Annotated in this window: 30 protein-coding genes and 7 tRNA genes; 10 read left to right on the top strand and 27 right to left on the bottom strand. The window is 33.2% G+C overall.

Translation table 11 applies throughout. The features are described 5' to 3' along the window. The first annotated feature begins 8 nt into the window (after positions 1 to 8). Positions 9 to 830 carry a deoxyribonuclease IV gene (locus PLR68_02415; GenBank protein HOW60574.1) on the top strand — a complete coding sequence of 274 codons (822 nt, stop codon included), beginning with the start codon at positions 9 to 11 and terminating at the stop codon, positions 828 to 830. Between the two features lie 64 nt (positions 831 to 894). Here PLR68_02415 and PLR68_02410 read toward each other — a convergent pair whose 3' ends face one another. Continuing rightward, positions 895 to 2,010, bottom strand: coding sequence for a radical SAM protein (locus PLR68_02410; GenBank protein ID HOW60573.1), 1,116 nt, complete (start codon positions 2,008 to 2,010; stop codon positions 895 to 897). 273 nt (positions 2,011 to 2,283) lie between these two features. Between PLR68_02410 and PLR68_02405 the strand changes: the two genes are divergently transcribed. The 3 genes from PLR68_02405 to PLR68_02395 are packed head-to-tail and all read left to right on the top strand — an operon-like array spanning position 2,284 to position 4,147. After that, positions 2,284 to 3,036: a helix-turn-helix domain-containing protein gene (locus tag PLR68_02405; GenBank protein HOW60572.1), complete on the top strand. Its 753-nt coding sequence runs from the start codon at positions 2,284 to 2,286 to the stop codon at positions 3,034 to 3,036. Between the two features lie 12 nt (positions 3,037 to 3,048). Continuing rightward, positions 3,049 to 3,555, top strand: a complete 507-nt coding sequence (locus PLR68_02400) for a YfcE family phosphodiesterase (GenBank protein ID HOW60571.1) — start codon at positions 3,049 to 3,051, stop codon at positions 3,553 to 3,555. Positions 3,556 to 3,562: 7 nt separating this feature from the next. Beyond that, positions 3,563 to 4,147, top strand: a complete 585-nt coding sequence (locus PLR68_02395; protein ID HOW60570.1) for a uracil-DNA glycosylase — start codon at positions 3,563 to 3,565, stop codon at positions 4,145 to 4,147. Between the two features lie 16 nt (positions 4,148 to 4,163). On the opposite strand, the gene PLR68_02390 is transcribed toward PLR68_02395, so the two are convergent. From PLR68_02390 to PLR68_02310, 17 genes are all read right to left on the bottom strand, one after another. Further along, positions 4,164 to 4,247: transfer RNA gene (locus PLR68_02390), tRNA-Leu, on the bottom strand. 6 nt (positions 4,248 to 4,253) lie between these two features. After that, positions 4,254 to 4,324: transfer RNA gene (locus PLR68_02385), tRNA-Cys, on the bottom strand. 107 nt (positions 4,325 to 4,431) lie between these two features. Next, a complete protein-coding gene (locus tag PLR68_02380; protein HOW60569.1) occupies positions 4,432 to 5,016 on the bottom strand; it encodes a 3D domain-containing protein in 585 nt (194 codons plus the stop codon). 396 nt (positions 5,017 to 5,412) lie between these two features. After that, positions 5,413 to 5,574, bottom strand: a complete 162-nt coding sequence (locus tag PLR68_02375) for a hypothetical protein (GenBank protein ID HOW60568.1) — start codon at positions 5,572 to 5,574, stop codon at positions 5,413 to 5,415. 183 nt (positions 5,575 to 5,757) lie between these two features. Next, positions 5,758 to 6,423: a hypothetical protein gene (locus PLR68_02370; protein HOW60567.1), complete on the bottom strand. Its 666-nt coding sequence runs from the start codon at positions 6,421 to 6,423 to the stop codon at positions 5,758 to 5,760. A 17-nt stretch (positions 6,424 to 6,440) separates the two neighbouring features. After that, positions 6,441 to 6,728, bottom strand: coding sequence for a DUF4405 domain-containing protein (locus tag PLR68_02365; GenBank protein ID HOW60566.1), 288 nt, complete (start codon positions 6,726 to 6,728; stop codon positions 6,441 to 6,443). Positions 6,729 to 6,834: 106 nt separating this feature from the next. Beyond that, positions 6,835 to 7,323, bottom strand: a complete 489-nt coding sequence (locus PLR68_02360) for a hypothetical protein (protein HOW60565.1) — start codon at positions 7,321 to 7,323, stop codon at positions 6,835 to 6,837. A gap of 111 nt (positions 7,324 to 7,434) precedes the next feature. Continuing rightward, entirely contained in the window at positions 7,435 to 8,205 is a 771-nt protein-coding gene (locus PLR68_02355; protein ID HOW60564.1) for an alpha/beta hydrolase, read from the bottom strand. A 23-nt stretch (positions 8,206 to 8,228) separates the two neighbouring features. Continuing rightward, positions 8,229 to 8,549 carry a hypothetical protein gene (locus PLR68_02350; protein HOW60563.1) on the bottom strand — a complete coding sequence of 107 codons (321 nt, stop codon included), beginning with the start codon at positions 8,547 to 8,549 and terminating at the stop codon, positions 8,229 to 8,231. A 22-nt stretch (positions 8,550 to 8,571) separates the two neighbouring features. After that, positions 8,572 to 9,090: a hypothetical protein gene (locus PLR68_02345; GenBank protein ID HOW60562.1), complete on the bottom strand. Its 519-nt coding sequence runs from the start codon at positions 9,088 to 9,090 to the stop codon at positions 8,572 to 8,574. Positions 9,091 to 9,271: 181 nt separating this feature from the next. Further along, positions 9,272 to 10,357: a hypothetical protein gene (locus tag PLR68_02340; GenBank protein HOW60561.1), complete on the bottom strand. Its 1,086-nt coding sequence runs from the start codon at positions 10,355 to 10,357 to the stop codon at positions 9,272 to 9,274. A gap of 113 nt (positions 10,358 to 10,470) precedes the next feature. Next, positions 10,471 to 10,866 carry a hypothetical protein gene (locus tag PLR68_02335; GenBank protein ID HOW60560.1) on the bottom strand — a complete coding sequence of 132 codons (396 nt, stop codon included), beginning with the start codon at positions 10,864 to 10,866 and terminating at the stop codon, positions 10,471 to 10,473. Positions 10,867 to 11,122: 256 nt separating this feature from the next. Next, a complete protein-coding gene (locus PLR68_02330) occupies positions 11,123 to 11,599 on the bottom strand; it encodes a DNA-directed RNA polymerase subunit alpha C-terminal domain-containing protein (protein ID HOW60559.1) in 477 nt (158 codons plus the stop codon). 302 nt (positions 11,600 to 11,901) lie between these two features. After that, positions 11,902 to 12,786: a hypothetical protein gene (locus PLR68_02325; protein ID HOW60558.1), complete on the bottom strand. Its 885-nt coding sequence runs from the start codon at positions 12,784 to 12,786 to the stop codon at positions 11,902 to 11,904. 126 nt (positions 12,787 to 12,912) lie between these two features. After that, positions 12,913 to 13,536, bottom strand: coding sequence for a PH domain-containing protein (locus PLR68_02320; GenBank protein ID HOW60557.1), 624 nt, complete (start codon positions 13,534 to 13,536; stop codon positions 12,913 to 12,915). Between the two features lie 179 nt (positions 13,537 to 13,715). Then, entirely contained in the window at positions 13,716 to 14,600 is an 885-nt protein-coding gene (locus tag PLR68_02315) for a hypothetical protein (GenBank protein ID HOW60556.1), read from the bottom strand. A 75-nt stretch (positions 14,601 to 14,675) separates the two neighbouring features. Next, positions 14,676 to 14,885 carry a hypothetical protein gene (locus PLR68_02310; protein HOW60555.1) on the bottom strand — a complete coding sequence of 70 codons (210 nt, stop codon included), beginning with the start codon at positions 14,883 to 14,885 and terminating at the stop codon, positions 14,676 to 14,678. Positions 14,886 to 15,248: 363 nt separating this feature from the next. Between PLR68_02310 and PLR68_02305 the strand changes: the two genes are divergently transcribed. Both PLR68_02305 and PLR68_02300 read left to right on the top strand, forming a co-directional pair. Then, positions 15,249 to 15,950 carry a site-specific DNA-methyltransferase gene (locus PLR68_02305; GenBank protein HOW60554.1) on the top strand — a complete coding sequence of 234 codons (702 nt, stop codon included), beginning with the start codon at positions 15,249 to 15,251 and terminating at the stop codon, positions 15,948 to 15,950. A 5-nt stretch (positions 15,951 to 15,955) separates the two neighbouring features. Then, on the top strand, positions 15,956 to 16,747 hold the full coding sequence (locus PLR68_02300; GenBank protein ID HOW60553.1) for a site-specific DNA-methyltransferase: 792 nt from the start codon (positions 15,956 to 15,958) through the stop codon (positions 16,745 to 16,747). Here PLR68_02300 and PLR68_02295 read toward each other — a convergent pair. The 3 genes from PLR68_02295 to PLR68_02285 form a co-directional block, all read right to left on the bottom strand. Continuing rightward, positions 16,736 to 18,055 (bottom strand): hypothetical protein, encoded by a 1,320-nt coding sequence (locus PLR68_02295; protein HOW60552.1) that lies wholly within the window; start codon positions 18,053 to 18,055, stop codon positions 16,736 to 16,738. The genes PLR68_02300 and PLR68_02295 overlap by 12 nt on opposite strands. Beyond that, positions 18,039 to 18,953: a DUF5655 domain-containing protein gene (locus PLR68_02290; GenBank protein ID HOW60551.1), complete on the bottom strand. Its 915-nt coding sequence runs from the start codon at positions 18,951 to 18,953 to the stop codon at positions 18,039 to 18,041. The genes PLR68_02295 and PLR68_02290 overlap by 17 nt, the downstream gene beginning before the upstream one ends. Positions 18,954 to 19,594: 641 nt before the next feature. After that, positions 19,595 to 19,945 (bottom strand): hypothetical protein, encoded by a 351-nt coding sequence (locus tag PLR68_02285; protein HOW60550.1) that lies wholly within the window; start codon positions 19,943 to 19,945, stop codon positions 19,595 to 19,597. 294 nt (positions 19,946 to 20,239) lie between these two features. Between PLR68_02285 and PLR68_02280 the strand changes: the two genes are divergently transcribed. From PLR68_02280 to PLR68_02265, 4 genes are all read left to right on the top strand, one after another. Next, the gene (locus PLR68_02280) at positions 20,240 to 21,040 is read left to right on the top strand and encodes a hypothetical protein (GenBank protein ID HOW60549.1); all 801 of its coding nucleotides are present in this window, start codon (positions 20,240 to 20,242) and stop codon (positions 21,038 to 21,040) included. A gap of 235 nt (positions 21,041 to 21,275) precedes the next feature. After that, positions 21,276 to 21,491 (top strand): hypothetical protein, encoded by a 216-nt coding sequence (locus tag PLR68_02275; protein ID HOW60548.1) that lies wholly within the window; start codon positions 21,276 to 21,278, stop codon positions 21,489 to 21,491. 17 nt (positions 21,492 to 21,508) lie between these two features. Continuing rightward, on the top strand, positions 21,509 to 21,817 hold the full coding sequence (locus tag PLR68_02270; GenBank protein ID HOW60547.1) for a hypothetical protein: 309 nt from the start codon (positions 21,509 to 21,511) through the stop codon (positions 21,815 to 21,817). A 367-nt stretch (positions 21,818 to 22,184) separates the two neighbouring features. Then, positions 22,185 to 23,792, top strand: a complete 1,608-nt coding sequence (locus tag PLR68_02265; GenBank protein HOW60546.1) for a recombinase family protein — start codon at positions 22,185 to 22,187, stop codon at positions 23,790 to 23,792. On the opposite strand, the gene PLR68_02260 is transcribed toward PLR68_02265, so the two are convergent. The 6 genes from PLR68_02260 to rplS all read right to left on the bottom strand — a co-directional run bounded on the left by PLR68_02260 (position 23,784) and on the right by rplS (position 24,700). Next, positions 23,784 to 23,855, bottom strand: a tRNA-Gly gene (locus tag PLR68_02260). The genes PLR68_02265 and PLR68_02260 overlap by 9 nt on opposite strands. Before the next feature lie 15 nt (positions 23,856 to 23,870). Next, positions 23,871 to 23,942: transfer RNA gene (locus PLR68_02255), tRNA-Ile, on the bottom strand. A 29-nt stretch (positions 23,943 to 23,971) separates the two neighbouring features. Further along, positions 23,972 to 24,043: transfer RNA gene (locus tag PLR68_02250), tRNA-Phe, on the bottom strand. A gap of 15 nt (positions 24,044 to 24,058) precedes the next feature. Further along, positions 24,059 to 24,135: transfer RNA gene (locus tag PLR68_02245), tRNA-Val, on the bottom strand. Positions 24,136 to 24,146: 11 nt separating this feature from the next. Further along, positions 24,147 to 24,227, bottom strand: a tRNA-Leu gene (locus PLR68_02240). Between the two features lie 14 nt (positions 24,228 to 24,241). Further along, a complete protein-coding gene (gene rplS / locus PLR68_02235) occupies positions 24,242 to 24,700 on the bottom strand; it encodes a 50S ribosomal protein L19 (protein ID HOW60545.1) in 459 nt (152 codons plus the stop codon). Positions 24,701 to 24,713: the final 13 nt, after the last annotated feature.

The following is a 24,713-nucleotide window of genomic DNA, read 5'->3' as shown; positions in this document are numbered from 1 at the left end:
TAAATACTATGCACATAGGTTGTCATGTTTCTATTGCAGGCGGAATCCAAAACGCACCTGAGCGCGCACATAATCTTGGCTGTGAGACCATGCAGATTTTTACCCGCTCTCCTCAGGGCGGACCAGCCCCTAAACTTACTTCTGAAATTATCAGCGACTTTAAGTTAAAAGCTAAAAACTATAAGCTAAAAGCTGTTGTTGTTCATACTCCATATTATATTAATTTTGCTTCTGCCAATAACCGTATCCGCTATGGCAGCGTGAGTGTTGTGCGTGATGAACTTGAGCGTGCTTCTCTTTTAGGCGCAAAATATGTCATGACACATCTAGGCAGCGCTGGCGAACTTTCTGAAAATGAAGCAAGCGAAAAGATAATTGAAATGCTCAAAAAAACTTTGGACGGCTATACTGGATCTGCAAAACTTTTAATTGAAAATAGTGCTGGTGCCGGAAAGATAATTGGTGATTCTTTTTTAGAAATTGCAAAAATAATTAAAAAAGTAAATCATTCAAAACTGGTTGGCATATGTCTCGACACACAGCATTCTTTTGCGTCCGGCTATGATTGGCATAATTTTGAAAACACTATTAAAAAAATCAATACTGAAATAGGACTTGAAAATATCAAACTTATCCACGCCAATGATTCTATAACAGAATTTAATTCTAAAAAAGATCGCCACGAACACATCGGCCAAGGAAAAATCGGCGCAGAAATTTTTCAAAAAATAGTAAAGCTCGCTCAAGAAAAAAATATCGACATGATTCTGGAAACAGAACATGAAAAAGTCAAAGAAGATATTGAACTTATCAAAAAACTTCGGGGATAAAATAAAAAAATTTTTATATAAGAAAAGGGCAGAATGATTTTATCGCTCTGCCCTATGTCAGCTGCTAGACTTTCTTGCGAAAGTTCCAGCAACCGATTGTTTCAACTGCACCCTTGGCCAACAAGTTCTCATTGGTCAAGTCTTTCGTGCGACGACCGAGGCAAGAATTGCATTTGCCTTCGGCGAAATTCGCACACTGCTCTGCGCATTTGCCAGAGTATTGCTTGTTCCGGATAATGACCATCTCGGTTTTGTTAAAAGCATCAAATAAAGAAATGCCTCTTACGTTTCCGAGATCCACACCATTTGCACCAATACAGGGGCGAATATCGCCATACTGATTAATGTATAAATGGTGATGGAAGCGATCACACACCGCCCCGACATAGCTCTGCGAGATTTCCCAAAAATTCCCGAACTCTTCGCGATCAACTCGCTGAAGCTCGATCATTTTGGCTTTCAATCTCTCGTCTGCTGTACAAAGACTGCAGGATGCACCGCGGCCAATCCCCAGAACACTGTCACAATCGAAAATGAAATTGTTTTTCCGACAAAACCGCAGGATGTCTACGATTTCATCATAGTTGGACAATTCACTTTCGTCCGTCATGATCGACGATACCAGTGCCATGCGTGATTTGCAACCGAAACTTTCCATACACTTAGCTTCGTCGTTGAAGCCATGTTGCATAAGAAGTTCGATAGCCGCGTTGCGTCTTTCCCCAAAGCCGTGAATAATTCTTCCACGATTAGGGTCAGAAACAAAACGATCCTGCATTTCCGGGTTAAGACTGTTTCCCTTAACCATCAATTCGACTGGTAAAGAAAACAACTCGTCGGCCAATTCATCGGTAATGAATTCGGCAGTTGTAAACAAAGTTACAAATATGCCGACTTCTTTACATTTATGCAAAAACCTCATTGCCAGATCAAGATTCTTGGCGATGAACGGCTCACCAGCTCCTGGAATGGATATCGAATTGATTCCGATTTTTTTTGCTTCATCGATAATCAATTCATAATTTTCCCAGGTCAACAAATTTGCAACATCAATGTTTTCTCCACCGCGAGCAAAGCAGTAGGAACATGCTAAATTGCAGTAACCAGGCAGTTCAACCCAGATTGTCTGCAAATTACCCGCATTCTTTCTCCCCAACCCATGTTGTGTAATTTGTTTCATGATTTTTTCTCCTTTTTTAGTTTAGTTAATATTATGCTTCCGGCCGGATAGCATAATATTCGGAGAAATTCTTATTTGATTTTCAATGAACTTGTTAGGATGTTTTTTAATTTTCATCTTAACAGCTTATTATATACCAAAAACAGCAAATAGTCAATTATGGAGAATATATAATCTAGCTATTTATTGCTTCAATAAAGCAAAATATTGATATAAATAATATATTCGTCAAAAATATTGACCATACTGCAAAAACATGCTAAAATAGATTATATGGAATACATTGAAAAACTAATTAATTTGGGCTTAAATGAAAAAGAGGCTAAAGTATACTTAGCTCTTTTGCCTCTACAAAAAGCTACAGCCTATTATATTGCCCTCAAAAGCGGCTTAAAAAAGCCAACAACCTATGTTATTTTAGAAGAATTAGTCAAAAGGGGCTTTGTTTTGAAAACCCCTCAAGATAAAAAAAGCTTCTACATAGCTAAATCTCCCCAGGAATGTATAAATTTAGTTCAGCAAAAATTTAACGAAGCCAAAGAAATTTTGCCGGAACTTTTGGCAATGCAAAAGAAAAACATAGGCAAAGTAAATGTTTCCTATTTCGAGGGACCGGAGGGCGTGAAAGAAGTTTACAAAGACACCCTGAAACATGGACAGGAATTTCTAGCCTTTGGATCTGAAAACATGGCCGATGTTTTGGGCAATGAATGGATGGACAGCTTCATTAAAGATCGGGTAAAAAATAAAATATCCGTAAGAGCCATTGTCCCCCAGACGGAATATTATGCAAAAAATCTCTTGGAGAAAGATAAGGAGCAATTGAGGTCGATGAAATTTATTGACTCGAAAGATTTTCCTTTCTCGATTGAAATTGATATTTATGGTGATTCAAAAGTTTCCTTGATATCAGCCAAAGAATCTATGGCAGCCATCATTGAAAGCACAGAGGTCTGCAAAACCATGAAATCAATTTTTGAATTGCTTTGGAAAAAACTGCCGGAGAATACTTTAGATAAAAATTAAAATTATTTATTTATGCAAATCGCTATTATTTCTGACATTCATGACAATATCACCAATCTCACGAAAGTGTTGGATTATTGCCGTGAGCATAAAATTGAAAAAACAATCTGCTGCGGAGATTTGGCGTCGCTGGAAACTCTGGATTTCCTGAATGATAATTTTCAGAAAGAAATATTTTTTGTTTTCGGTAACATGGATGATGATTATCTCAGAAATTATCCTTTTGAAAATAATATATACAAACACACCAAAATATTCAAAGACTTTGGCGAAGCTGAAATTGAAAAACAAAAAATTGCTTTTGTACATAAGCCGGAACCAGCTAAAAACTTATGCGAAACAGGAAAATATGATTTCGTTTTCCATGGCCATACTCACAAGCCATGGACTGAAAAAATAAACAACCGTACGATTCTTAATCCCGGCAATGTTGCCAATCAGATTTATCCGCCAACATTTGCGGTGTGGCATACAGAAAATAACAAATTTGATCTGATCAAAATAAATGAACTAGTATAAGATGCTTATGACAAAAAAGGAACAAATGGAACAATTAAATATGCTCGCTTCTCTCTGTAATAACTGCGCGCTCCGCAAAGGTTGTTCTCAGGTTGTCTCTGGGGACGGCAATCCTGAAGCTGAAATTATGTTTATTGGTGAAGCACCAGGAAAAAAAGAAGATGAAATGGGAATTCCTTTCGTCGGAGCAGCCGGAAAATTCCTCAATGAAATGCTGGCATCTATAAATTTAAAACGTGAAGATATCTATATCGCCAATGTAATAAAGTGCCGTCCACCGGAAAATCGCGATCCGCTGCCGGAAGAAATTGGAGCTTGCTGGCCATGGCTAGAAAAACAAATCGAAATTATTGATCCCAAACTGATAATAACGCTGGGAAGGCATTCTTTGGGAAGATTCTTCCCGCTTATGAAAATTTCTGAAGTTCACGGGAAAGCATTTCGTCGAAATTTTCCCAAAATAGGTTCCCGGGTTTTCTACGCGCTCTATCATCCGGCTGCTGCACTCTATAATGGAAGTATGCGCGAAGTGCTCATAAAAGATTTCAGAAAAATTCCAAAGATTTTAGAAAAAACAAAAAAAGAGCAGTAATGCTCTTTTTTAGTTGTGCCCGGAGCGAGACTCGAACTCGCAAGGTATTACTACCGAGGGATTTTAAGTCCCTTGTGTATACCAATTCCACCATCCGGGCAAAATGAGGTCACAGCCGGAATTGAACCGGCATACGCGGTTTTGCAGACCGCTGCGTAACCTTTCCGCCATGTGACCATTATTTTAAACTTCTTTCAGATTAGCAAAATTATTATGCGAGGTCAATCCACAAATATTAAAAAACATCCGCTTTGAACGGATGTTTTTTGTTTCTTTCTCAATTTTTATCCTTCGATAATTTCAGCTTTTAAATGCTGACGCCCGAATCTAAATGCTTCTTTCTTTGTTTCCATGTAGATATCAATTTTATTACCCTTGATCGCTCCCCCACGATCTTCGCAGGTGTATATTCCCATTCCTTCTATTTTTAATTTAACTCCGAAAGGAAATTCTTTGGGACAGGCAATAGTTCTGTTTTCTTTCACTTTTAGCCCCGAGGCTGTAATTCCATCGTTTTTACCGCATTCATCGGCTGCTGCCGTATAGGCTGAAGCATTTATTCTAAATTGTCCTTCGGGCAAGTTTTTCCATTTTTTATATTGTTTTTCTTTCCATTTGTTTAATACTTGTTCTCTTTTTATGTCTTCTTCTGATTTGGTTTCTTTTTTTAGGATAAAATCATTTTTCATTTTATCTCTAGAGGCTTTTTCTCTCATTGTAATGGATCCGGGAGAAAGAAGGCCTATAATTTCTGAGAATGTGTTTTTATTTTCTTCCACATTTATACTTTTTTCACTAGCTAATGTTGTTTGTGGTAAAACAGAGCAAACAGCTATTAATAAAAATACGACTAACTTTACAATACGCATGCAATATATCTTAATTGTTATTCGCTATTGATTTGCATTTACTCCGCTATAACTAATTCGCTAAACAAAAATCTTCACGTAGAAGTGTAGGTTTTAGTTCAGTTATGCTTCTGCAATAAGCGAGTCAACACTTATTTAAACCAAAAATCCCTTAATCTAGGGATCTTTATTGTTTATTATTGTCAACAACTAATATTAGCACATTATAATTATATGGTCAACACTTAAAAGATATTTTTTGCTTAAATAAGCCATTTTATTTTGAGAATTAATAAAAAATACACTTTTCGTGGCTTAAATAAAGTATTTCTAAAAAATATTCTCTTTGTATAAATTTAATTAAAAATGAGGGGCTATTGTAAACATACAAATAGCCCCTGTGCAGAACTTTGATTTTTATTTTGCTCTTTTTTCAAGACCGCCCTTTAGAGCTCTGGAAAAGGCACATATATCACAAAAACAAAGCTCTTCCTCCTCCTTTTCATGATCTGCTTGAAGACGATTTATTTTTTTGATTATTTCCCTGTCTTCATTTTTTGCTATTTCTCTAGTTGCCATTTTCAACCTCCTGTTTTAAAAAATAGATACAAATAACTGCTTTGAGTTTAGTCTAAAATATTAAACTGTCAATGAAAAATTTTCTCTTCTATTTTTATACATAAGCAGATTAATTATAGAATTGGATTTTTGAGACATAATAAAAAACACCTTTCGGGTGTTTTTTATTTATTAAAAGCAAACCTATCTAAACATTTTTACCGCCCATCCAAACAAGCTGAATTTGCTTTCATTTTGAGTTATAAAATCATTAATCCTTGCTTGTTCCTGCTCCATTGTTTGAATCTGGTTTTGCAACTCCGTCTTGTCTTGTTCGTTGGTGGTTTTTTCTATCAATCTTTTCAATTGCTCAACTTGATTCCTTGTTTGCACCATTTGGCTCCTTAGTTCCCCGACATTTCTATAGCTGGTACCGATAAAAAATGTTTTCACTTTGTTTCTGTTTTCCACGGCATATATCAGATCCGCTGCTCTGTCTTTCATATCATTTTGCTGCTGAGCAATCACTCTCACTTCCTGACCAATTCCGCCTTCCCGATCAGCTACAGATAATAAATTTTGCACAAAGTTAGCTACTGCGCTTCTGTGCACCTCGGCATTGTCTTGTTTTTTGTTTTCATTTTTATCCTTTGTCTGGACTGTATTCTGTTCTTGCGTCTGAACTTGAGTTTCTTCCCCTTGATTTTGAACCTGATTTTTTTCTTGAACTTGGACAGTATTACCGTTTTGATTCCCCTGGGAATTTTCCTGCCCCGTTTTATTCCCCTGATTGGCATTAGTACTTGCCGCCTGAGCTTGGATGACCAAACCAAACATCAGAAGGAAAGCAATGAGTAGTGTCTTTTTCATTGATTTGTTATTAATTATTATTTTTTAACTTCACAATTATTTGATTTTAATATATTTTTCGTCATACAAACAATCCAGTCCCAGTGCAGGATAAAATGAACCAAAACAAGAATGATCATCAGTATTCCAAAAAAATCGTGGACTTCTGACCAAGCTCCTTTTTGGACACCAAGAAATTCCTGGAATCTGCCCTGCCTCACTCCACTAGGCATAAAAAACTTTATCACTAAACCCGAGAGGGCGGTGATGATAAAAGAAATAAAAGCTAAAAAATCTATAACATAATTTACTTTTGGTTTATTCATATGCTTATTTGATTATTGCCTTTATTCTTACGCCTTTATTATAACAAAAATTGCATAATTTATAAAACAAGAGTTGATGACACTATCCTTTTAAGATAGAAATACTTTATTTATTTTTTTGTAATAGATATTTTTTTAAAGCCTTTATGTCTATTGAATCCGCCTTTCTTGAGAGTTTGCTTTTATACTTTAGCAGATCTTCCGGACATATCACCGGAACAATTCTATCGAACACTCTTTTTTTGGCTGATCTTTCAAAGTCAGTATTATCTTTGACCCATTTCTTTTTAACCTTATCAAAAATTTTTATACAATTTCCGCTCACATCAATTTGCTGCCCATGATAATTCAGCCTTAAAAGCATACAATCAAAACCTTCGGCGGTTGTTTTTTTAGGACCAAATATAACATATTTGGAAACTAAATTTCTCACCTTGGAAAAACAGCTATCTGGAATATCAAAATCAATATCCCACAAATCTTTTGGCGAACCATAAATTTTAGCAGCAAGGCCTCCGGATAATTGAAAGGGTATATTATTATCTCTGAATATTTTAATTATCCAATCAAAAGCTTCTTTCGTTTTTTTCTTCATAATTAAATTATATCACAACAAAAAATACAGCTTAACAAAGCTGTAGATTCATACCTGAGCCCATTATTATCTGACGTTTGAACTGGGTTTAGAGAAAATGCTTCATTTAGACTATAGACTTTCAATCCACCTCAAAAATATTTTATATATTTCATCGAGATGCTCTTTTTCTCTAAAAGTATGTTCTGCGCCCCTTATAATATGGAGCTCTCTCTTCCCGGGTAAACTATTATATAGCAATTCTTGTTGATTAAGTGGAGTGGTATCGTCTAAATCACCAACAATTAAAAGTACAGGCATTTTTAATTTTTTAACCGCTGGAAGCAAATCGTATTTCCTTCTGTCTTCAACATGCGACCATTTTAATTTTTTAACTAAACCTGGCTGACTTTTGCTTTCCCATTCTCTTATGCCTTTTTCTTCCCATTCTTTTCCAATTTCCATGAAATTTGGCGTTTCTTCTGTTAGCTTTCCGGAAATCACCGTGGAAATAGGAGCGAGAGCTTTTATTTTTTCTGGATATTTTTCAGCATATAAAGCCGAGGATATTGCACCAAGACTATGACCACACAAAACAAATGGTTGTTGATAAAGATTTTGTTTACTCGCCCAATCAATCACATCTTCTAAGTCTTCATAATAATTAGTAAGTGTTGCGTCAACCATGTTTCCATCGCTTTCACCTATTGTATTTGTTGTATCAAATCTAATTACGGTATAGTTCTTTTTCTTGAAAGCATCGGCAAATGTTTCAATATGTTCTTGCTCCTTAAAACCCCCTAGTCCATGCATAACAAATGCCAATCCTTTTTGATTTGCAGCTCTTTCTAACAAAACTACAACGTTTTGATCTTTCCTGTTTTTGATAATTATTTTTTCCATGAAAATATTCTATCGGAAAAAGATTATTTATTTTTCTTAATTATTTTTATATTCCTCAAACCAAGAATCAACAGACCTACAATTAAGCTTTTTAGAACATAATGACCATGAATATCCAGGAAATTTTTAGTCATGGGTGTCATATGTCCGAAAATCAGATGAGCAACAATGCCAATTGGCAAAGTTAGAAACAACCAGTTATGTTTAGGAACATTGATTCTTATTTTAAGAAACATTTTTGACAGCAAAGAGGATAATAAATAAATTCCTAGAAAAGATACTGCTAGATCGAAGATTGCATATTCACCAACGCGAAACTGCCTGAGAAATTCTATTGGAATCATGTTTTTCTATTAGTTTACAAATTTACATTTTAATACAATCTTCTATAACTTTTTCTACTCTATATTTAAAAACCAAATCAACATCATATAAGCCTTTGCTACATTTTATAATACGCGCGTACTCAAGTACATCAATCAATTTATTAAAAGAAAGAGCTACTCTCATTTTTTCAACTTCGTCTTTTTTTATCGGCATGTCTTCAATAAATTCTATCGCATTATCCAGCTCATGATTTTCAATTCCAAATTCATAGTCGCCCGCTTGAATGCTTTTCAGAATTTTAATATTTCGAAAAAAGCCTTTTATGGTTATTCTGAAAACGAGAGATAAAAAAGCAATAAATAAGATTATATATGCATGTATTCCGGTGCCGAGCATTTCAAGGCTAAAAGCTACAAAAAAGGCACTTCCCAATATCATTACTATGAGAGAAATGTTAATAACGATGTTTATAAAAAAATATATAGGGAATTCTTTGATAAATCTATCTATTTTCTTTTTTACTTCAGTTTTAAATAGAAGCTTATTTTTGATTTCCATATTATTTATCAATTTACATTTTTCATTATACCACAACAAAAAATACGGCTTAACAAAGCAGTAAATGTGCCCTATCTGCTTTTATTCAGAAGCTCTAAATATAAATAAATATTAATAAAAAACTCCCAAAATGGAAGTTTTTTATTTAAAAATAGAATTTAGATTTAAAACATTAAGCTAATTATCGAACTGCATCATCACGGAAGTCTTTTTCCATTAAATTATTAATATCAACATCGTCTGCGTAATCTCGAATTGTTTTTTTGATAATAACTATATTATCAATATTTTGGAATGTTTCCATAGCTTCAGGATCTTTTTCAATTTCTCTCCACACCCTCAATTTTAAAGCATTTTCTAGTTCTTCAACTTTCTTGAGATTTTTTTGATCTCTATAATATTTTATTCTTCTATTATAAAGCCGCGATAATCGTGGATTCATGTCGTATTCAATAAATATTTTTTCTTTTCCTTCGAAAATAGCCGCTTGTTGAGTCAAATTAATACCAAACCTATCAGCCTCATCTAATTTTTCGCCAGAAGGATGCCATCCCGCCGGAAGAGCATACACATAGCGAGGAATTCCGTTTCCTTCTAAACATTTCCACACTTCATCTTCGAGCAATTTTTGTTTTCCTAGCGCAGGCATTCTTGTCGCATAATTTTCCTTGCTATAATAAGCTGACACCAACCGAGCGGATTCGCACTCGTTATTATCTCTTGGAAAATTATCTAGGACATAATTTAACACTTCTTCCTCTTGTTCGGAAACTTTCCCTTCTTTTTTTATTCTTAGTGCAGCTTTTCTGATTTTTTGAATTATATTTATTTCTTCTGTAATTTTTACATCTGCTGAATTGTTTGTTTCATCTTTTTTACCAAACAATTCTTCCAGTCTTTCCAGATTAGAAAAATTATTTAATATCCCCAACAAATAAGCTTTTTTCATTGGATTATTTTCAGTTGCTGCGCTATAAAAAATTTCTTCAGCTATTATGTCTATGTCTTCTTCTTTTTCTGTTTCAGCAATTGTTTTTATCAAATTTTCATAGGCATAAATTTGAGTGCTGGCATGCTCACCTTGTGAACCAAGAATAACTAGCCCCAAGTTATCAACTAAATTTTTTGCGGTGATTTTCTTTTCATAATAAGAATTTATTTGATCTTCTATATTTTCATAGTCAGTTCTTATTTCTTTTCTTTTTTCCAAACTACCTTCCTTGTAGGTTTTGCCCACAAATGTTTCGAATTTTTCTTGTCTTGGCATAAGATTTAAGTCATTAATTTTTACAATACTACCTAATGTTACCATTGTAAAACACAAAGAACAAGAGCCTCATGAGAAAGTGTTTATCTCATGAGGCTCTACTTTTTCAACCTTTATTCTTCGAATTTCAATATGAACAGGTTTTTTTTCTTTTTAATCAGCAGGAAGTTGTTTTTGCTCCCCACTTTTTTCAGTTCCTCAATCATTGAAGAGTTGTTTTTGTAGCGACAAAAGTGGATCATTACACATTCATCTTGCAATAATGCATCTCCTTTTTTCACTATCAGTTGAAAAAATCTGAATGGTATTCTTCCTTCACCATCTTCTCTGACCTCCTTTTTTTTCTCATTAACAAAGTTCCGCTCCTTTTTGCTAAGAATTCTCAGGGGAGCCTCTCTGTCTTTGTACCCGCTTGTATGGAATTGCAGCAGGATACAATACAAAAGCAAAACGTTCTTTTCCGGGCTGTCTTTTCCAAAAAACCATGCATTTTTCACCTTTTCTTTCATTATTGCACCTCTCTGTTCGAATTTCGAACTTGTTTTAAAATTACTAAAAACTTTCCTCTAATTAGTTTTCTATTGTCCTCTTTCTGCGCTAATTTGTCAAGATCACAGCCTAAATGTCAATTTAAAGTGTTATTAAATAATTACTTAAGTATATGACGTTTGAACTGGGTTTATGAAAAAATGTTTTATTTAAAATAAAAAAGCCTACGACTTGAATCCAGGTTTTCGGCTTTTTTTAATATCAAATTGGATTTTTTTATGTTCTTACGGCGAAATACAGATCATGCTCAATGAGAGCATCTTTTATTTGGCTAAGTATCTTTTGGCCTGCATTTCTTTCCTTAAGTATTTCTGTTTCTGTCTTTTGAACTAACTCTCCAATTGTATTAATGTTGATGCTTTTGAGAAATCTGTATGCACGAATAGGTAATTCGAGTTCCTCAATGCTTTTTGTAAGCATGTCATCTTCTGAAGACTTTGGCGTAAATATATCAGCGTCTGTTTCAAACATCATGTTTTCGAAAAGTTGTAGAGCTAACTGTGAATAAACTGGGGGTTTATTATTTCTCATTGCCTCCATAAACAATCGTTTAATTATTATTGCCCTTTCGTTAATTTCACCTTTTTCAGGAAATGGACAGGTCATACCTATAACCCCCTGAATGAGTCGCGCTTGAATGTCAGCAACTTTTTGGTCATTTTTTCTAAAGGCATACGCCACGTGAATCAGCATTGAGACATCCACTAGTGTTAACGGGTGGTAGTCTGCTACTGTTTCATTAGAATTGATACCTTTGGTATCGTGAATACAGAGTATTTTAAATTTCATTTCCTCTCTCCTTTCGATATTTTTTGTTTTTGTAAAATTATTTATTAATCTATATTAACGAACTAAAACTAATATTTGATGATAGTATATTTTTAATAATTATGTCAATGTCTAATACCAAAAAATGGCTTTAGCAAGCCATAATTTAGAAAACTGAGCCCCTTAGTAGATGACGTTCGAACTGGGTTTGTGAATAAGAGCTTTATTTAAATTTTATCTGTTGTTATTCTTTCTTGAAATATAATCATAGCATCTTTCAAATTTTCTCTAAAAATTTTTTCATAGCATCGTTCAAAATTAGCTTTGTCTTTTAGTTCGGCCAAAATATTCCAAAAATCTTTTAATTTTTCTTTGCCATGTCTGTTTTCCAAAAAGTTGTAAAAAAGCCTTTCCCAGTCTTCAACCTGAAAATCACCTTCTTCAAAATCTTTAATGATTTCATCAAACAAATCTCTACCTAAAGATTGATCTTTTGCTTTTGTTCTTATCATTTTGCCATAGGATGGAACATATTCCTCCCACATTTTTTGGTCAATAAACACACACACCATTTCTTGTTCCCATTTACTTCTAGATGATTTATTATCCATTCCTTTAAAAAATGGGTGAGAATGAGTTAATTCATGTGCTATTGTTGGATAAATATTATTTTTATAATTCTGCTTAGACAAAGCCTCTAACTCATCGAATTTGATTTTTTCTTTTTCGAGATATTTTCGAATCTTTAAATCATTTGGATCTAAGGTCGCTTGCTCCATAAACTTAGCTATAACATTTTTATTATGTTTTTCATCTGGAGAATAAAAAACCATGTCATTTTCCATATAATCAGATTTTTCTGGATAATTGGTTCTGAAATATTCTTCATATTCTTTTCTGTTGTCATATATCCTAAAATCGTAAACGGCTGAATTTTTATTCTCTCCCAAGTATTTTTCGATTTCCTTATTTATTTTTAGTATTTCATTCTCAAACTCCTCTTTCTCAAAAACAGATTTTAAGCCTTCACTAAAATAAACATCTCCAATGTTAATTTTGGCTTCTTGTTTTTCTATCTTTTGCTTTTGCCATTCTGGATTCATAGAATTCATGTTTTCATTATACCACAACAAAAATACGGCTTAAAAAAGCCGTAAATTCATAGGTGAGCCCATTAGCAGATGATGTTCGAAATGAGTTTAGGGGAGAATTCCTTATTTAAAATTTTAAATGCATTGTTAATTCTTATTTATCTTGTTTCCTATGAACGACAAGATTGTCTCTTTCAATTTTAATGCTTCTTCAGGCGAAAGTCCTGGAATTGATCTGCCATCAACAAAATCACTTGAATAAGTTGCTTGCATAATTCTATTTCTTACTATTTTATGAAATGAGCTTGTTTTATTTTCAGAACAATAGAAAGTTAGAGCTACCAATCCTGTTAATGTTTCTGCTATTAGTTTTTCAGATTCAATTTTTTCAATATCCAAATAAAAAATCACATCTTTTGTTTTTTTTATAATTCCATAGTTGATATTTATCGAATTTTCGGTTATTTCAAAAGTATAATTTTTCCAGACTAGAAATCCCCAAATTAGCGAACTAAGGATAGACAAAATTATTGTTGGCAATAACCAAATTAATAAAAGAAATGCTTTGCTATAGTCGTATTCATTTAGAATTCCAACTCCAACTTTTGTGCTAGATGATAAGATAATTTCTTTCTGATTAAAAATGTTTATAACAAATATTGTAAGACCGACGACAACAAGCATTAGTAAGCTCCAAGCGATAAATGATCTAAGTGCAAATAAATATATAGCTTTTGGATTTAATTTATTTGCAGAATCAATGTTTAGCATTTTTTTATTTTAATTTTATATTTCTATTATACCACAACAAAAATACGGCTTAACAAAGCCGTAAATTTATACCTGAGCGGGCTAGTTAATACGGTTAGAACTGGATTTATGGTAAAAAATATTGTCTAAACATATTAATATCCTAATACAATTGAATCAACCCTACAAGGTGCTTTATCTTAACTAGTTTTCGCTTTTATTATGGTCTTTGCCTTTTTCTTAATAATTTCAACCTCTTTTTCTTCAATTTCTTCTATTTTATCAATCCACGGCAATATTTTATTGTCAGCAAAAGTCGCATAATAATAATGCCCCCTATCAATATTGCTAATACCTATTTTCTGAGATGTGAAAGCTTTAAATCTTCCTTCGATGCTTTTGTCTTTAATCACCTCAAATCTAACTTCACATTCGGCATCTTTTTTTCTACTGACTAAACAATGAGAGTAAACTCTTATTAAGTGTGTTTCTCCAACTTCAAGAAATAACTCTAATTTTGATTTTTTTCCCAGTAAAGATCGCCCTTGTTTATAAGGCATTTGTTCAAAATTCGGCTTTTTCACCAGACTTCTTGCTGATCTTTTTGCTGCCTTATCGACACTTTTCGTCTCTTGGGTACTCTTGCCTTCAATCCATTCAATTGTAATATTGAAATTGATCCGTGTTTTTTTACGTTCTTTTAGAAATTCTTTCCATAATTTCTCGTGTTTAACCGTACCACCATCAGATTTTTTCCATTTATTTTTATTCCATGGATTGCTCCATTTATAGACCCATGAATTGGCCGAACTAACAATGTAGTCAGAATCACTTAGGATTAATATTGAACTTATAGAATTTTCAAGAAGATGTGCTACATTTTTGTTAATCCACTTTAAAGCATTTATCAAAGCCAGAAGTTCCATGCTGCCAATTGACCCCAATGAGTAGGACCATCTGAGCTCTTTGTTTGGGATATTAAGGAATTCTGGATAGCAAACTATTCCCGCACATCCAACTAATTTTCCTGGATTTGTTATAGCAGATCCGTCTATATAGATTTTAAGTTCTTCACCATCAGACATATTTGTTGTGGATAACAATTGCTCTATTTTATGGTAAAATAAAGACGAGGCAATAGCTTCTTGTTCTAAAATCTCTTATTGACCATTAATTAGGTCGTTAAGGGATTTTATTTTATGCTCCTTAAGATATGTTCCTAAGTGCATATCACTTCTGACTTCGAGATCTATATCGTACTGCTTCTCAATGGTCCCAATGTGGGTATCATCACGCTTATCGCGCAATTCTCCATCTTCGTTTCGAGTTCGATATCCTCGCATACCAGAAGCATCTTGCTTCTTTGGCATATGGCTCTCTTATTATGTCTTAATTACACAAGAAGGCTCGACCACTTTCTTCTTATACCGTTCTTCACGGCCCGTTCCAATGCCGCTACTCAGATAAGAGCGATCGAGATATACCTAAAAGCTTTAAAGCTATGCCTCGTCTTTAGAAAAAACTATAGCATGGAATAAGTGCTTTGTCAAAGCAATTTAGGTACATTTTAAACACAGAATTCGCATATTTTTAATAAATTGCCCTGGGGGTGTATTTTTCTCTCTTTTAAGGTTATAATTAACCTATAATCTATAAATTAAAAAATAAGGATGATTTTTACAGATAAAAAACTGAAAATAAATAAAATCTACAATGAAGATTGCTTAAAATTAATGAAAAAAATTAAAAGCAACTCTATTGACTTGATATTTGCAGATCCTCCCTATAACCTAAGCAAAAGCAATTTTAAGATAAAATTCATAAAATCTGGCGGTTCTGATTTAAGCACAAATAAAGGGCATTGGGATAATTTTGGAGATATTGAATTCGAAGAATTTACAAAGAAATGGCTACAAGAATGTTATAGAATATTAAAAAATGAAGGAGCAATATGGGTTGCAGGAACTTATCATAATATTTATTTAACAGGATACTTATTAAAAAAAATAGGGCTTGAGCCTTTAAATGAAATAATATGGCACAAATCTGATGCTACACCAAATTTGTCTTGTACGAGATTTGTAGCTGATCATGAAAATTTCATATGGGCAAGAAAAACTAAAAAAAATACATTTAATTATGGTGAGATGAAAAAGATTAATCACGGAAAGCAAATGAGGTGCATGTGGTATGGAGAAGCTGTTTTGACAAGAGGAAAAACTGCGGGAGGAAAAAAAATACATCCTACACAAAAACCAGAATGGCTTTTAGAGAAAATAATACTAGCAACTTCAAATGAAAATGATATTATATTCGATCCTTTTATGGGTTCAGGGACTACTGCGGTTGTGGCGAAAAGATTAAAAAGAAATTTTATAGGTTCTGAAGTTGACAAGGGTTATTATATTGATTCACTTAAACGACTAAAAAAATAAACTTTATGAATTCACATTATTTAATATTCGGAGATGCTTTGGATATTTTGCCAAAAATCAATAAAAAATTCGATGCCGTAATTGTTGATCCTCCTTACAATACTGCTAATAAAAATACCAAGATATTAAAAGGAAGAAAGGCTAGATCATCAGATTTTGGAAAGTGGGATTATTTTTCTGATGATGAATATCTATTATTTACTGATAAATGGATAAAGAATACAAAAAATAAAGTTAAAGAATCTGGAAATTTGTTAATTTTTAGCAAATTAGAATATATTAGTGATATAAAAAGAATATATGAAAAGCATGATTTTAAACACCATGCTACTATTATTTGGCACAAAACTAATCCAGCCCCCCAAATTAGAAAAACAGGTTTTTTATCTTCATGTGAGGCAATTTTATGGGCAACGAAAGGATTTAATGAAAAAAAAATAGATTATACTTTCAATTTTACAAAGCAAAATGAAATGCATAATCACATCAAGGCTGATTTTGTAGAAACTCCGATATGCATGGGCAATGAAAGAACGAAACATCCCACTCAAAAACCAGCCAAGGTTTTAGAGCACTTACTAAAAATATTTACTAATGAAAATGACTGGGTTTTAGATTGTTTTGCCGGCAGTGGAACGCTTCAATCTTCAGCGGATCAATTAAAAAGGAACAGTATAAGTATAGAGAATGACAATGAATATTTTGAAATAATGAAAAATCGAGCGAAAAAAAATAACACAACCTCGAAAATAGTTGTGTTAAAAAATAAAAATCAATTAAGTAAACTAAAATTTTAAAGGTATTTCTGTAAATGTTTCTTCATCCCAATTTGCTTCATAGCACTTGCGTTCTCCTCTTTCTAAACATAAAAATACATTAGGAATTCTTTGACCATTGGTTTTTCTATGTGTCTTGTATAAACTTAATATTCTTTTAGGATTCCATTCTTCTTCTGCAAAAAGCCATGTATCTACCCATGCATTACTTTCGTGATGCCTGTGATCTAAGTAGCTTTTCCAGTTATGTTCAAGTTCTAATTTTTGGGCTGTGCCACCCGAAAATGTTAAGTGAACATCGGGACCACCAGAGCTCGATACATTTACACCCACAACTTTCTTTTCTCCAACTTCAAATTCTTTTTGCCACTTGAGGAATTTCTCTAGAAAAATTATAAATTCATCTTCTTTGATTTCAGAAAAATCAGCTTCTTTATCACAGTGAGCCTCTTTTATTTTTTCCCAGGAATATGAAAGCCTTTGAGGTATATTTTCATCTCCAGTTGTAAATTCGTCAACGGCTTCCCTTAGAGAATATAGCTTGTATTTATTATTGTCCGTATCAAAACAAATTTCTTTTTCTAAATCAACCAATAATGTCAAAGGTTTATTATCAATCAAATCTTCCATTTTTATTGCAAATATTTTACTCCAAGGAGTATCTTTCGTAGGAATAACTATTAATGGATGAAGATTTTTCTTCTTTAACTTTTTTCCTTCCCAAAAATTAACTATACTGTACTCCAGAACTTTATTTTTTGAATCAATAAAATTGTTAACTAACGATCTTATAAAATATTGACCATTTGCACTCCTTACGACAGATACTTTTTTGAAATTATCGTTATCTCTAGAAAGAGGTATGCTCTTATCTTTTCCTAACATAACTTTTATATGTGCCTGTGTTTCCTTTACGGTGAAAAGCCATGCTTCTAATTCTAAAAGTTCTTTTAATTTTTCATTTGTAGTATACGCAGTCATATTACTCTCATTTAGTATAATTTCACCATTACATACTGCATTAGCCAATCTTTTATCCCTGCCAATATAATATCTACTTACTATGGCATTTCCCCTTTTAACAAACCCTTTCCACGTAAGAAGTGTTGAAAAATTTCCTCTTAATCCACCAAAATTAGTATCATCCAAATACTTATAATCTTTTTTGTCTGATCTTAAACGAACGAGATGTTCGGCATATTTATTTGCAATTCCAGCGAGATCATTTGTATTATAATAACCTTTATAATAAAATCTTGCTGTCCCTAGTGCTAAAAATAATATCTTAGGTATTTTTACTTGGTACATAGTTTTATTTATTATAACCATAACTTTGTTTTATTAGGTCAAAAACTTTTTCTAAATCATTTTCGCTTTGCAATTTTACCTCATAATCACCATTCCCCCAATGACCAACGGATTTTGGCTTAGTTAAGTCTCTGGCTATTGAATTTTTATCAATAAGTTTTCCACTTTTCACATTTAAAAATATTTTTAAACTATTGCCAAGCACCACAATATCAACAAAATTAGTTGAAGTTTTATAGGCGATATACTTTGCCTTAGCCTCTTCAATAATATTTTCATCAAGTGCTGTGATCTTTTCTCGCAACTTATAAAAAAGTAATTTTATTTCCTTTTGCGCATTTTTCAGATGATCTTCTAATAAATAATTTTTCTGAAGAACATTCTGCTTCTCTTTTTGATTTCTTGCTTTCTTTAATATGCCAGAAGTTGAAATTCTTACTTTTTGATAATTTTCTATGTCTAGAGATAAAATATCGTTTTCATAGATCCTATATCTTAGCAATTCAATATTTATAGGCAAAATATCCGCAGTGTCAATATCAAATTTATTATAGTTTTCTGCTATACAGATAACCCTTGGCGAATCCCAATCAATTTCAACTGCAACTTTATTATTTCTGCATAATATTTCAAAATCAGCCTTATGATCTAAAAGCCATCGCAAATAGGAGAGTCCTTGATTAATTACATTATCATTTTGGTTCTTTTTATATTCTATTATTGCGGGAGATCCGTTTTTATCTATTCCCAATGTATCAATTCTTCCGCCAAAACTTGTGGAATATTCATGGGCTAAAAAAGTGATATTCAAAACGTCTTCAAGATTATTCTCGAATAATTTTTGAAGTTTTTTTTCTAAATCTAAGCTTTTAGATAAAATCTTTTTAGTTTTCTCGCCTTGTATGCTAAATAATGCCATATTTGTATTTTTAGCTTATCACTTAAATTGCCTTATGCCAATATATAGCTTTTTAACCCATAAACTTATATAATAATTAATTCTTTAAACAGTTATCATACTACACAAATTAATCGACCAAACACGATAATTTCCGCTATTTAAAACCTTTTATCGTTTAATTAAGAAATCTTTGCCTTATTTTAGCCAAAAAGCCCATTTGGCGAGACACTCTCACTGCCCCTGGAGGCTTTATTTCATCCCTAGAGGATGTCTTGGCTGGTCAGCCATATAACTTTATATCTTTGGCTATTTAAAGCCAAAAGAGAGTGTTTTGGTGACAAAAGAGGAATAAAAAAAGACCTTCGCAAAAAAGAGAGGGTCGTTTTTTGTTATATCTTGCATAGCTAGAATCCGCGACCAAACACGATTATTCGTTTTAGATAAAACCTTATTTGCTTCTAATTTTGCCAAGTAGTCTATTAGAAATAAAAACCAAACTCAAGCAAATCAAGATAGTTTTAATTGAAAATCGCAGATCTTTATAATTCAAAAGGGGTATCGCAACCATAAAGAAATATGAAAACGCTCGCACTACTCGCAAGGATGTTTCAGCAATAAATTCGAAATTTGATTGGAGACGATGTTTTTTATTTTCCATATTAAAATTCTCCTATATCTAATGGAATTCCTTTTTCAATTATATTTTCCAGATTAAGACACAATCTTTTCAGTTCATTCTCATTAGAGCATTGCTCTATTCTATGCGCCAATGACTTAAGTAGATCGCCTTCTTTATAAAACCAACCGTGTAAAGAATTGGCCGCCTCATCACAAACAGCCCAGTATAAATTTTTACTATTAAACATGCCAAAAAGTATATTGGATTTTGATAATTTCCATATTCTAACATCAGAGCAATAGTTTCCTTTATATTTTAAAAATAATCTAACACAAAAATCATCGAAAATGATTCTTGCTCGGTTAGCTCCGATTGATTCAATTACACCCATATTTTTTATTGTGTAATTTGTTTTTTAAAAACAAAAAACGACTTAATAATTAAGTCGTCGAGAAGTTCCGCTTGAGTGGACGACCCGACGGGTACCACACTCAAAAGACACCGAAATGCCCCATCATGTGCGCCGAGCCGCCCGCTTAAAGGCGTGATGAAGCAAAATTACTGAGATTACTCTCAGTGTCTATATGAGTATGGTACCACTTACAATGTAATATAAAAATGGCTAAAAGTAAACATTTATCTTGCTTTTAAGCCTATCTAGTGAGAAAATATCAATAATAAATATATGTTTAAAAATGAAATTGAATTAGCAATAACAGTAAGCTCCCTTAAAAAAGAAGGCTGTATATTAAATGAGCAGTCATTGGAACTTATTGCTAAAAAAATAAATGCCATAGAAAGTTTAAAATCTCACATAAAAATGGGCGATTTTTTAAATGAATGCGGTGTAAAAAAAGATTTATATGGCCATATATCTACACTCAATTATATGGCTGAATCTTTAAAGACAAATTATTTCAACTCAAGACAAAAACTACTTCATAATATATTGCTTTATTATTCATGCAAGAAAAACAAGAAAATACTATTTAACATTATTTGTAAATCCACGCATCCATTATTGTTTAAGGCAAATAAAAACGAGGCTGGTAAATTCAAAGAAAGCTTGAATAAAATATTAGAATATTCCAGTTATCGAATAGGAAACAATAAAATTGAAAAATTGAAGGAAAAAACAAGTAAAATAAAAGTTGCCACATTTGAAAAAAATGGGATCGGTTATTTAAAGGTTGATAAGAAAAATATTGAAGTTGGTAACGCTGAAACAGCCAAGTATCAATTATTAAAATCTTTTTGTAATCCTATTGGAACAGCACGAACTTTGGAATATTTATTTGAAAAAATAAAGAGATTTACCAAAAAAAATGCATCGGATGAAGCTGATGAATATTTGAAAAAAAATTACAAGAAACTTAAAATTGAGGGAACAATAAAAGAGTTGCAGAGATTGTTATCAGCACATGATGTTAATAAAAAATTTAAATTTAAAATTGACAGCGATAAAGCATGGCTATCTTATAGGTAAAAGAGTGGTTTATACCTAAACTTAAAACTTCTTTAGTTGTATCAAAAGACTTTATTAAAAGTCTTTTTTTGTTTTTTTAAACCACTAGCAACCCACTAATTCTTTATCAAATAGTGGGTTAAATATAATGAAAAAATAAAAAATAATTTAAAGAATATTTTATGAAAAATTCCCCAAAATGTCGTTCTCCCACTGAAAAATCGGGGTGTGTGTCTAATTATTAAATTTTAATTTTATGGAATCAATCAATGAAGAACTGTCAATTGAAGAAAACTTATGGGCTGACCTTGATGAATTTGTTGTAAAGTACATGAAACTAATACCTAATGCAAATTTTAACGATGACGATTTTTGGAAAGTTGCCTCTGATATGTTGAGTTATTTTAATGAGTCTGTCGACAGAATAATGGCAGAAAAATCTAAACAAAAAAATAAAACTGAACCATCTTAACAAAATTACCGAAAATTATGAAACCATTTACCACCTACCCGCTCGACCTACATCTTAAAGAAGTGTCGATAAAAATAAACATGATTAAAGGAAAGCACGAGAACTTGCTTGCCAACGCCAATGTGAGTTTCAAGTTTGAAACTGGAGAATACTTTACGGTCACTGGCTTTGGTGTTTGGAAAAGCAAGTTTGAGGGATTAAATGTCACGATGCCACAGAAAGCTGGATTCAAATTCTGTCTTTTTGAAAAAGCGATTTGGAATAAAATCAGAAAATTTATTTTAGACGCTTATGACTATGCCAGTATTGAAATCGTTGAAGAATAATAACCTTACTATAGTAAGGATAATTCTCCTCCTTACTATAGTAAATACTATAATTTTTACTTTAGTCTATATATACCTCTAAATAAGAGGAACTATACATATCCTAAATCTATAAATATCCTATTCATCTATCTTATTTTATTAAATTAAAATGATAACCAAGGCTGACGCAAAAAAATTTCAAGCACTTTATGAAAAAGAATTCGGACAAAAACTGTCATCCGAGGAGTCTTTGGAATGTGCGGAAACTTTGGTTGAAATGATTAGACATATATATAAACCTCTCAGAAAGGTCGACTCTGAGCCATGTACAAGAAGAGAGAACATAATATAATCAATCCGTGGCATAAATTCTGTACACACTAATATGGAAACAAAACAAAAATATCTGATGTATCTTCGCAAAAGTACCGAAGCGGAAGATCGTCAAACGCAATCTATTGAAAGCCAGAAAAAAGAACTGGAAAAATTAGCACGCCATCTCGATGTTAAAATTGTCGGTGTTTTTCAAGAGAGCAAATCAGCGAAAAAGCCAGGTCGGGAACAATTCAACAAAATGCTGTCTGCTATTAAACAAGGCAAGGCAGATGGAATTATATGCTGGAAGTTAAATCGTCTAGCAAGAAATCCCGTTGATGGTGGTGAGATAATGTGGTTGCTTCAACAAGGACTCATCCAGTCCATCCAAACAGTCGGCAGAGAATACAAAACCGTAGACAATGTGATAATGATGAGTGTTGAATTTGGAATGGCGAACCAATATGTTATTGATTTAGGAAAAGATGTCCGACGAGGACTGTTGAATAAGGCAGAGCAAGGCTGGAGACCTGGTCGTGCACCGATAGGATATAAAAATGACAAAGGAACAGACCAAGGTAAAAAACAGATTTTTGTAGATGAAGTAAAATTCCCCATTGTTCGTAAGATGTGGGACTTGATGTTAACTGGCGACTATTCTGTTTCAAAAATTATCGAGATTGCCAACAATGAATGGGGTTTGCGAAGAATGTGCAAGGGGCAAGAAATAAAACTGCACGCTAGCCATGGATACGATATTTTTACCAATCCTTTTTATTGTGGAAAATATGAATGGACTGGTAAGGTTTATGAAGGAAATCACACACCGATGATAACCGAAGCTGAATTTGATTATGTTCAAGGACTTTTGGGAAATAAAACTAAGCCACAAACAAAACATAAAATTCTTCCCTATCGAGGAACTATCCGTTGCGGTGAGTGCGGATGTCATATTACTACCCAACTAAAACTGAAGCATATAAAAACCGAAAATGTTGTCCGAACATTCATCTATCATAACTGCACTAGAAAGAAGTTGAATGTTAATTGCAAACAAAAATCCATTACCTACAACGACATCAACAAGCAGATTGCAGATAAGTTGGATAAAATCACTATACCTAAAAGTTTTTTGGATTATGCTTTGAAAATCTTAAGGCGAGATAACGAACTCGAAGTTGATAATAGGAACATAATGATTGAAAACCAACAAAAAGCATTGAAGAAATGCCAAGATAGGATTGATAAGTTGTTAGATATCTACATCTCACCCGAAAATGCCAACAAGGATTTAATTGGCGATGACGAATTCAAGGAAAGAAAAGCGACCCTACTGAAAGAAAAAGACAAGATTCAACAATCTTTAGATGACATAAACCAGCGAGCCGATGAATGGTTAGAACTGACCGAAAAAACATTCAAGTTTGCGGTATATGCAAAACATAATTTTAATGTTGGTGATTATACCGAGAAAACCAACATTTTACGGGCTTTGGGATCAGATTTCACCCTCAAGGATGGCGTGCTAGATATCACACTAAGAAAACAATACCAACTCATTGAAAAAGGATTGGAAACCATAAAGGCAGAATGTCCAAGGTTAGAACTGACTAATTTTGCCTTAGATAAAACAAAAACAGCCCAATCTAAGGCCGTTTTTGAACTTCTGAGCGGGTAAGCAGAATCGAACTGCCGTCTCATCCTTGGCAAGGACGTATAATAGCCACTATACGATACCCGCATTTTTAAATTCTTGTGGGACCAATAGGATTCGAACCTATGACCAAGCGATTATGAGTCGCCTGCTCTACCGCTGAGCTATGGTCCCTCTTAGCTCAATCTTTGATTTTTAAAATGTGCCGAAAGGCAGAGTTGAACTGCCGACGCAAGGATTTTCAGTCCTTCGCTCTACCGCTGAGCTATTTCGGCTCTATCTTTTTTGCATGGTGGATGTTACTGGACTCGAACCAGTGACCCCTTCTTTGTAAGAGAAGTGCTCTAGCCAACTGAGCTAAACATCCTTTTGAACACGTGGGGATAGAGGGACTCGAACCCTCACACCTTTCGGTCACGCCCCTCAAACGTGTGTGTATACCAATTCCACCATATCCCCAAAAGAAAATATAATTAGTTTTCCTTTTTTTCTTCAGCTTTATTTTCGGTATTTTCTACTGTTTCAGTTTTAGTTTCTACTTGAACCTCCGGGACAATCTCTTCTTCAACCTTGGCCACAGCAGCTAAATCTTTATATTTCATTTTTAAAGACTTGGCGCTTTTTTCACGAATAAAATATAGTTTTCCTTGACGGACTTTGGCTCTTTTTACAAGGACTATTTTCTCAATATTTGGTGACTGGATAGGTACGATAATTTCTACTCCAACCCCGTTTGATACTTTACGCACAGTTATCATTGTAGATGAGCTTTGGTTACCTTTAACTGCAATGATCATACCCTCAAAAACCTGAGATCTTTCTTTCCCGCCTTCAACAATTTTTCGATAAACCTTAACCACATCACCAGCTCTAAAAACTGGCATTTTTGAAGTTTTTTGTAACATGTTGAATTCCAATAATTTCTTGTTCATATTTTAATCCCAA

This window comes from Candidatus Moraniibacteriota bacterium, from assembly GCA_035390125.1.
GTDB lineage: Bacteria > Patescibacteriota > Minisyncoccia > Moranbacterales > GWC2-37-73 > DAOOTD01.
Note: the sequence above shows the minus strand (reverse complement) of the source record. Positions and strands in the feature narration are given on the sequence as shown.

Coding starts and splice junctions, on each gene's coding strand:
- PLR68_02415 (HOW60574.1), top strand. CDS start 9: ATGCACATAGGTTGTCATGTTTCTATTGCAGGCGGAATCCAAAACGCA.
- PLR68_02410 (HOW60573.1), bottom strand. CDS start 2,010: ATGAAACAAATTACACAACATGGGTTGGGGAGAAAGAATGCGGGTAAT.
- PLR68_02405 (HOW60572.1), top strand. CDS start 2,284: ATGGAATACATTGAAAAACTAATTAATTTGGGCTTAAATGAAAAAGAG.
- PLR68_02400 (HOW60571.1), top strand. CDS start 3,049: ATGCAAATCGCTATTATTTCTGACATTCATGACAATATCACCAATCTC.
- PLR68_02395 (HOW60570.1), top strand. CDS start 3,563: ATGACAAAAAAGGAACAAATGGAACAATTAAATATGCTCGCTTCTCTC.
- PLR68_02380 (HOW60569.1), bottom strand. CDS start 5,016: ATGCGTATTGTAAAGTTAGTCGTATTTTTATTAATAGCTGTTTGCTCT.
- PLR68_02375 (HOW60568.1), bottom strand. CDS start 5,574: ATGGCAACTAGAGAAATAGCAAAAAATGAAGACAGGGAAATAATCAAA.
- PLR68_02370 (HOW60567.1), bottom strand. CDS start 6,423: ATGAAAAAGACACTACTCATTGCTTTCCTTCTGATGTTTGGTTTGGTC.
- PLR68_02365 (HOW60566.1), bottom strand. CDS start 6,728: ATGAATAAACCAAAAGTAAATTATGTTATAGATTTTTTAGCTTTTATT.
- PLR68_02360 (HOW60565.1), bottom strand. CDS start 7,323: ATGAAGAAAAAAACGAAAGAAGCTTTTGATTGGATAATTAAAATATTC.
- PLR68_02355 (HOW60564.1), bottom strand. CDS start 8,205: ATGGAAAAAATAATTATCAAAAACAGGAAAGATCAAAACGTTGTAGTT.
- PLR68_02350 (HOW60563.1), bottom strand. CDS start 8,549: ATGATTCCAATAGAATTTCTCAGGCAGTTTCGCGTTGGTGAATATGCA.
- PLR68_02345 (HOW60562.1), bottom strand. CDS start 9,090: ATGGAAATCAAAAATAAGCTTCTATTTAAAACTGAAGTAAAAAAGAAA.
- PLR68_02340 (HOW60561.1), bottom strand. CDS start 10,357: ATGCCAAGACAAGAAAAATTCGAAACATTTGTGGGCAAAACCTACAAG.
- PLR68_02335 (HOW60560.1), bottom strand. CDS start 10,866: ATGAAAGAAAAGGTGAAAAATGCATGGTTTTTTGGAAAAGACAGCCCG.
- PLR68_02330 (HOW60559.1), bottom strand. CDS start 11,599: ATGCTGATTCACGTGGCGTATGCCTTTAGAAAAAATGACCAAAAAGTT.
- PLR68_02325 (HOW60558.1), bottom strand. CDS start 12,786: ATGAATTCTATGAATCCAGAATGGCAAAAGCAAAAGATAGAAAAACAA.
- PLR68_02320 (HOW60557.1), bottom strand. CDS start 13,536: ATGCTAAACATTGATTCTGCAAATAAATTAAATCCAAAAGCTATATAT.
- PLR68_02315 (HOW60556.1), bottom strand. CDS start 14,600: ATGTCTGATGGTGAAGAACTTAAAATCTATATAGACGGATCTGCTATA.
- PLR68_02310 (HOW60555.1), bottom strand. CDS start 14,885: ATGCCAAAGAAGCAAGATGCTTCTGGTATGCGAGGATATCGAACTCGA.
- PLR68_02305 (HOW60554.1), top strand. CDS start 15,249: ATGAAAAAAATTAAAAGCAACTCTATTGACTTGATATTTGCAGATCCT.
- PLR68_02300 (HOW60553.1), top strand. CDS start 15,956: ATGAATTCACATTATTTAATATTCGGAGATGCTTTGGATATTTTGCCA.
- PLR68_02295 (HOW60552.1), bottom strand. CDS start 18,055: ATGGTTATAATAAATAAAACTATGTACCAAGTAAAAATACCTAAGATA.
- PLR68_02290 (HOW60551.1), bottom strand. CDS start 18,953: ATGGCATTATTTAGCATACAAGGCGAGAAAACTAAAAAGATTTTATCT.
- PLR68_02285 (HOW60550.1), bottom strand. CDS start 19,945: ATGGGTGTAATTGAATCAATCGGAGCTAACCGAGCAAGAATCATTTTC.
- PLR68_02280 (HOW60549.1), top strand. CDS start 20,240: ATGTTTAAAAATGAAATTGAATTAGCAATAACAGTAAGCTCCCTTAAA.
- PLR68_02275 (HOW60548.1), top strand. CDS start 21,276: ATGGAATCAATCAATGAAGAACTGTCAATTGAAGAAAACTTATGGGCT.
- PLR68_02270 (HOW60547.1), top strand. CDS start 21,509: ATGAAACCATTTACCACCTACCCGCTCGACCTACATCTTAAAGAAGTG.
- PLR68_02265 (HOW60546.1), top strand. CDS start 22,185: ATGGAAACAAAACAAAAATATCTGATGTATCTTCGCAAAAGTACCGAA.
- rplS (HOW60545.1), bottom strand. CDS start 24,700: ATGAACAAGAAATTATTGGAATTCAACATGTTACAAAAAACTTCAAAA.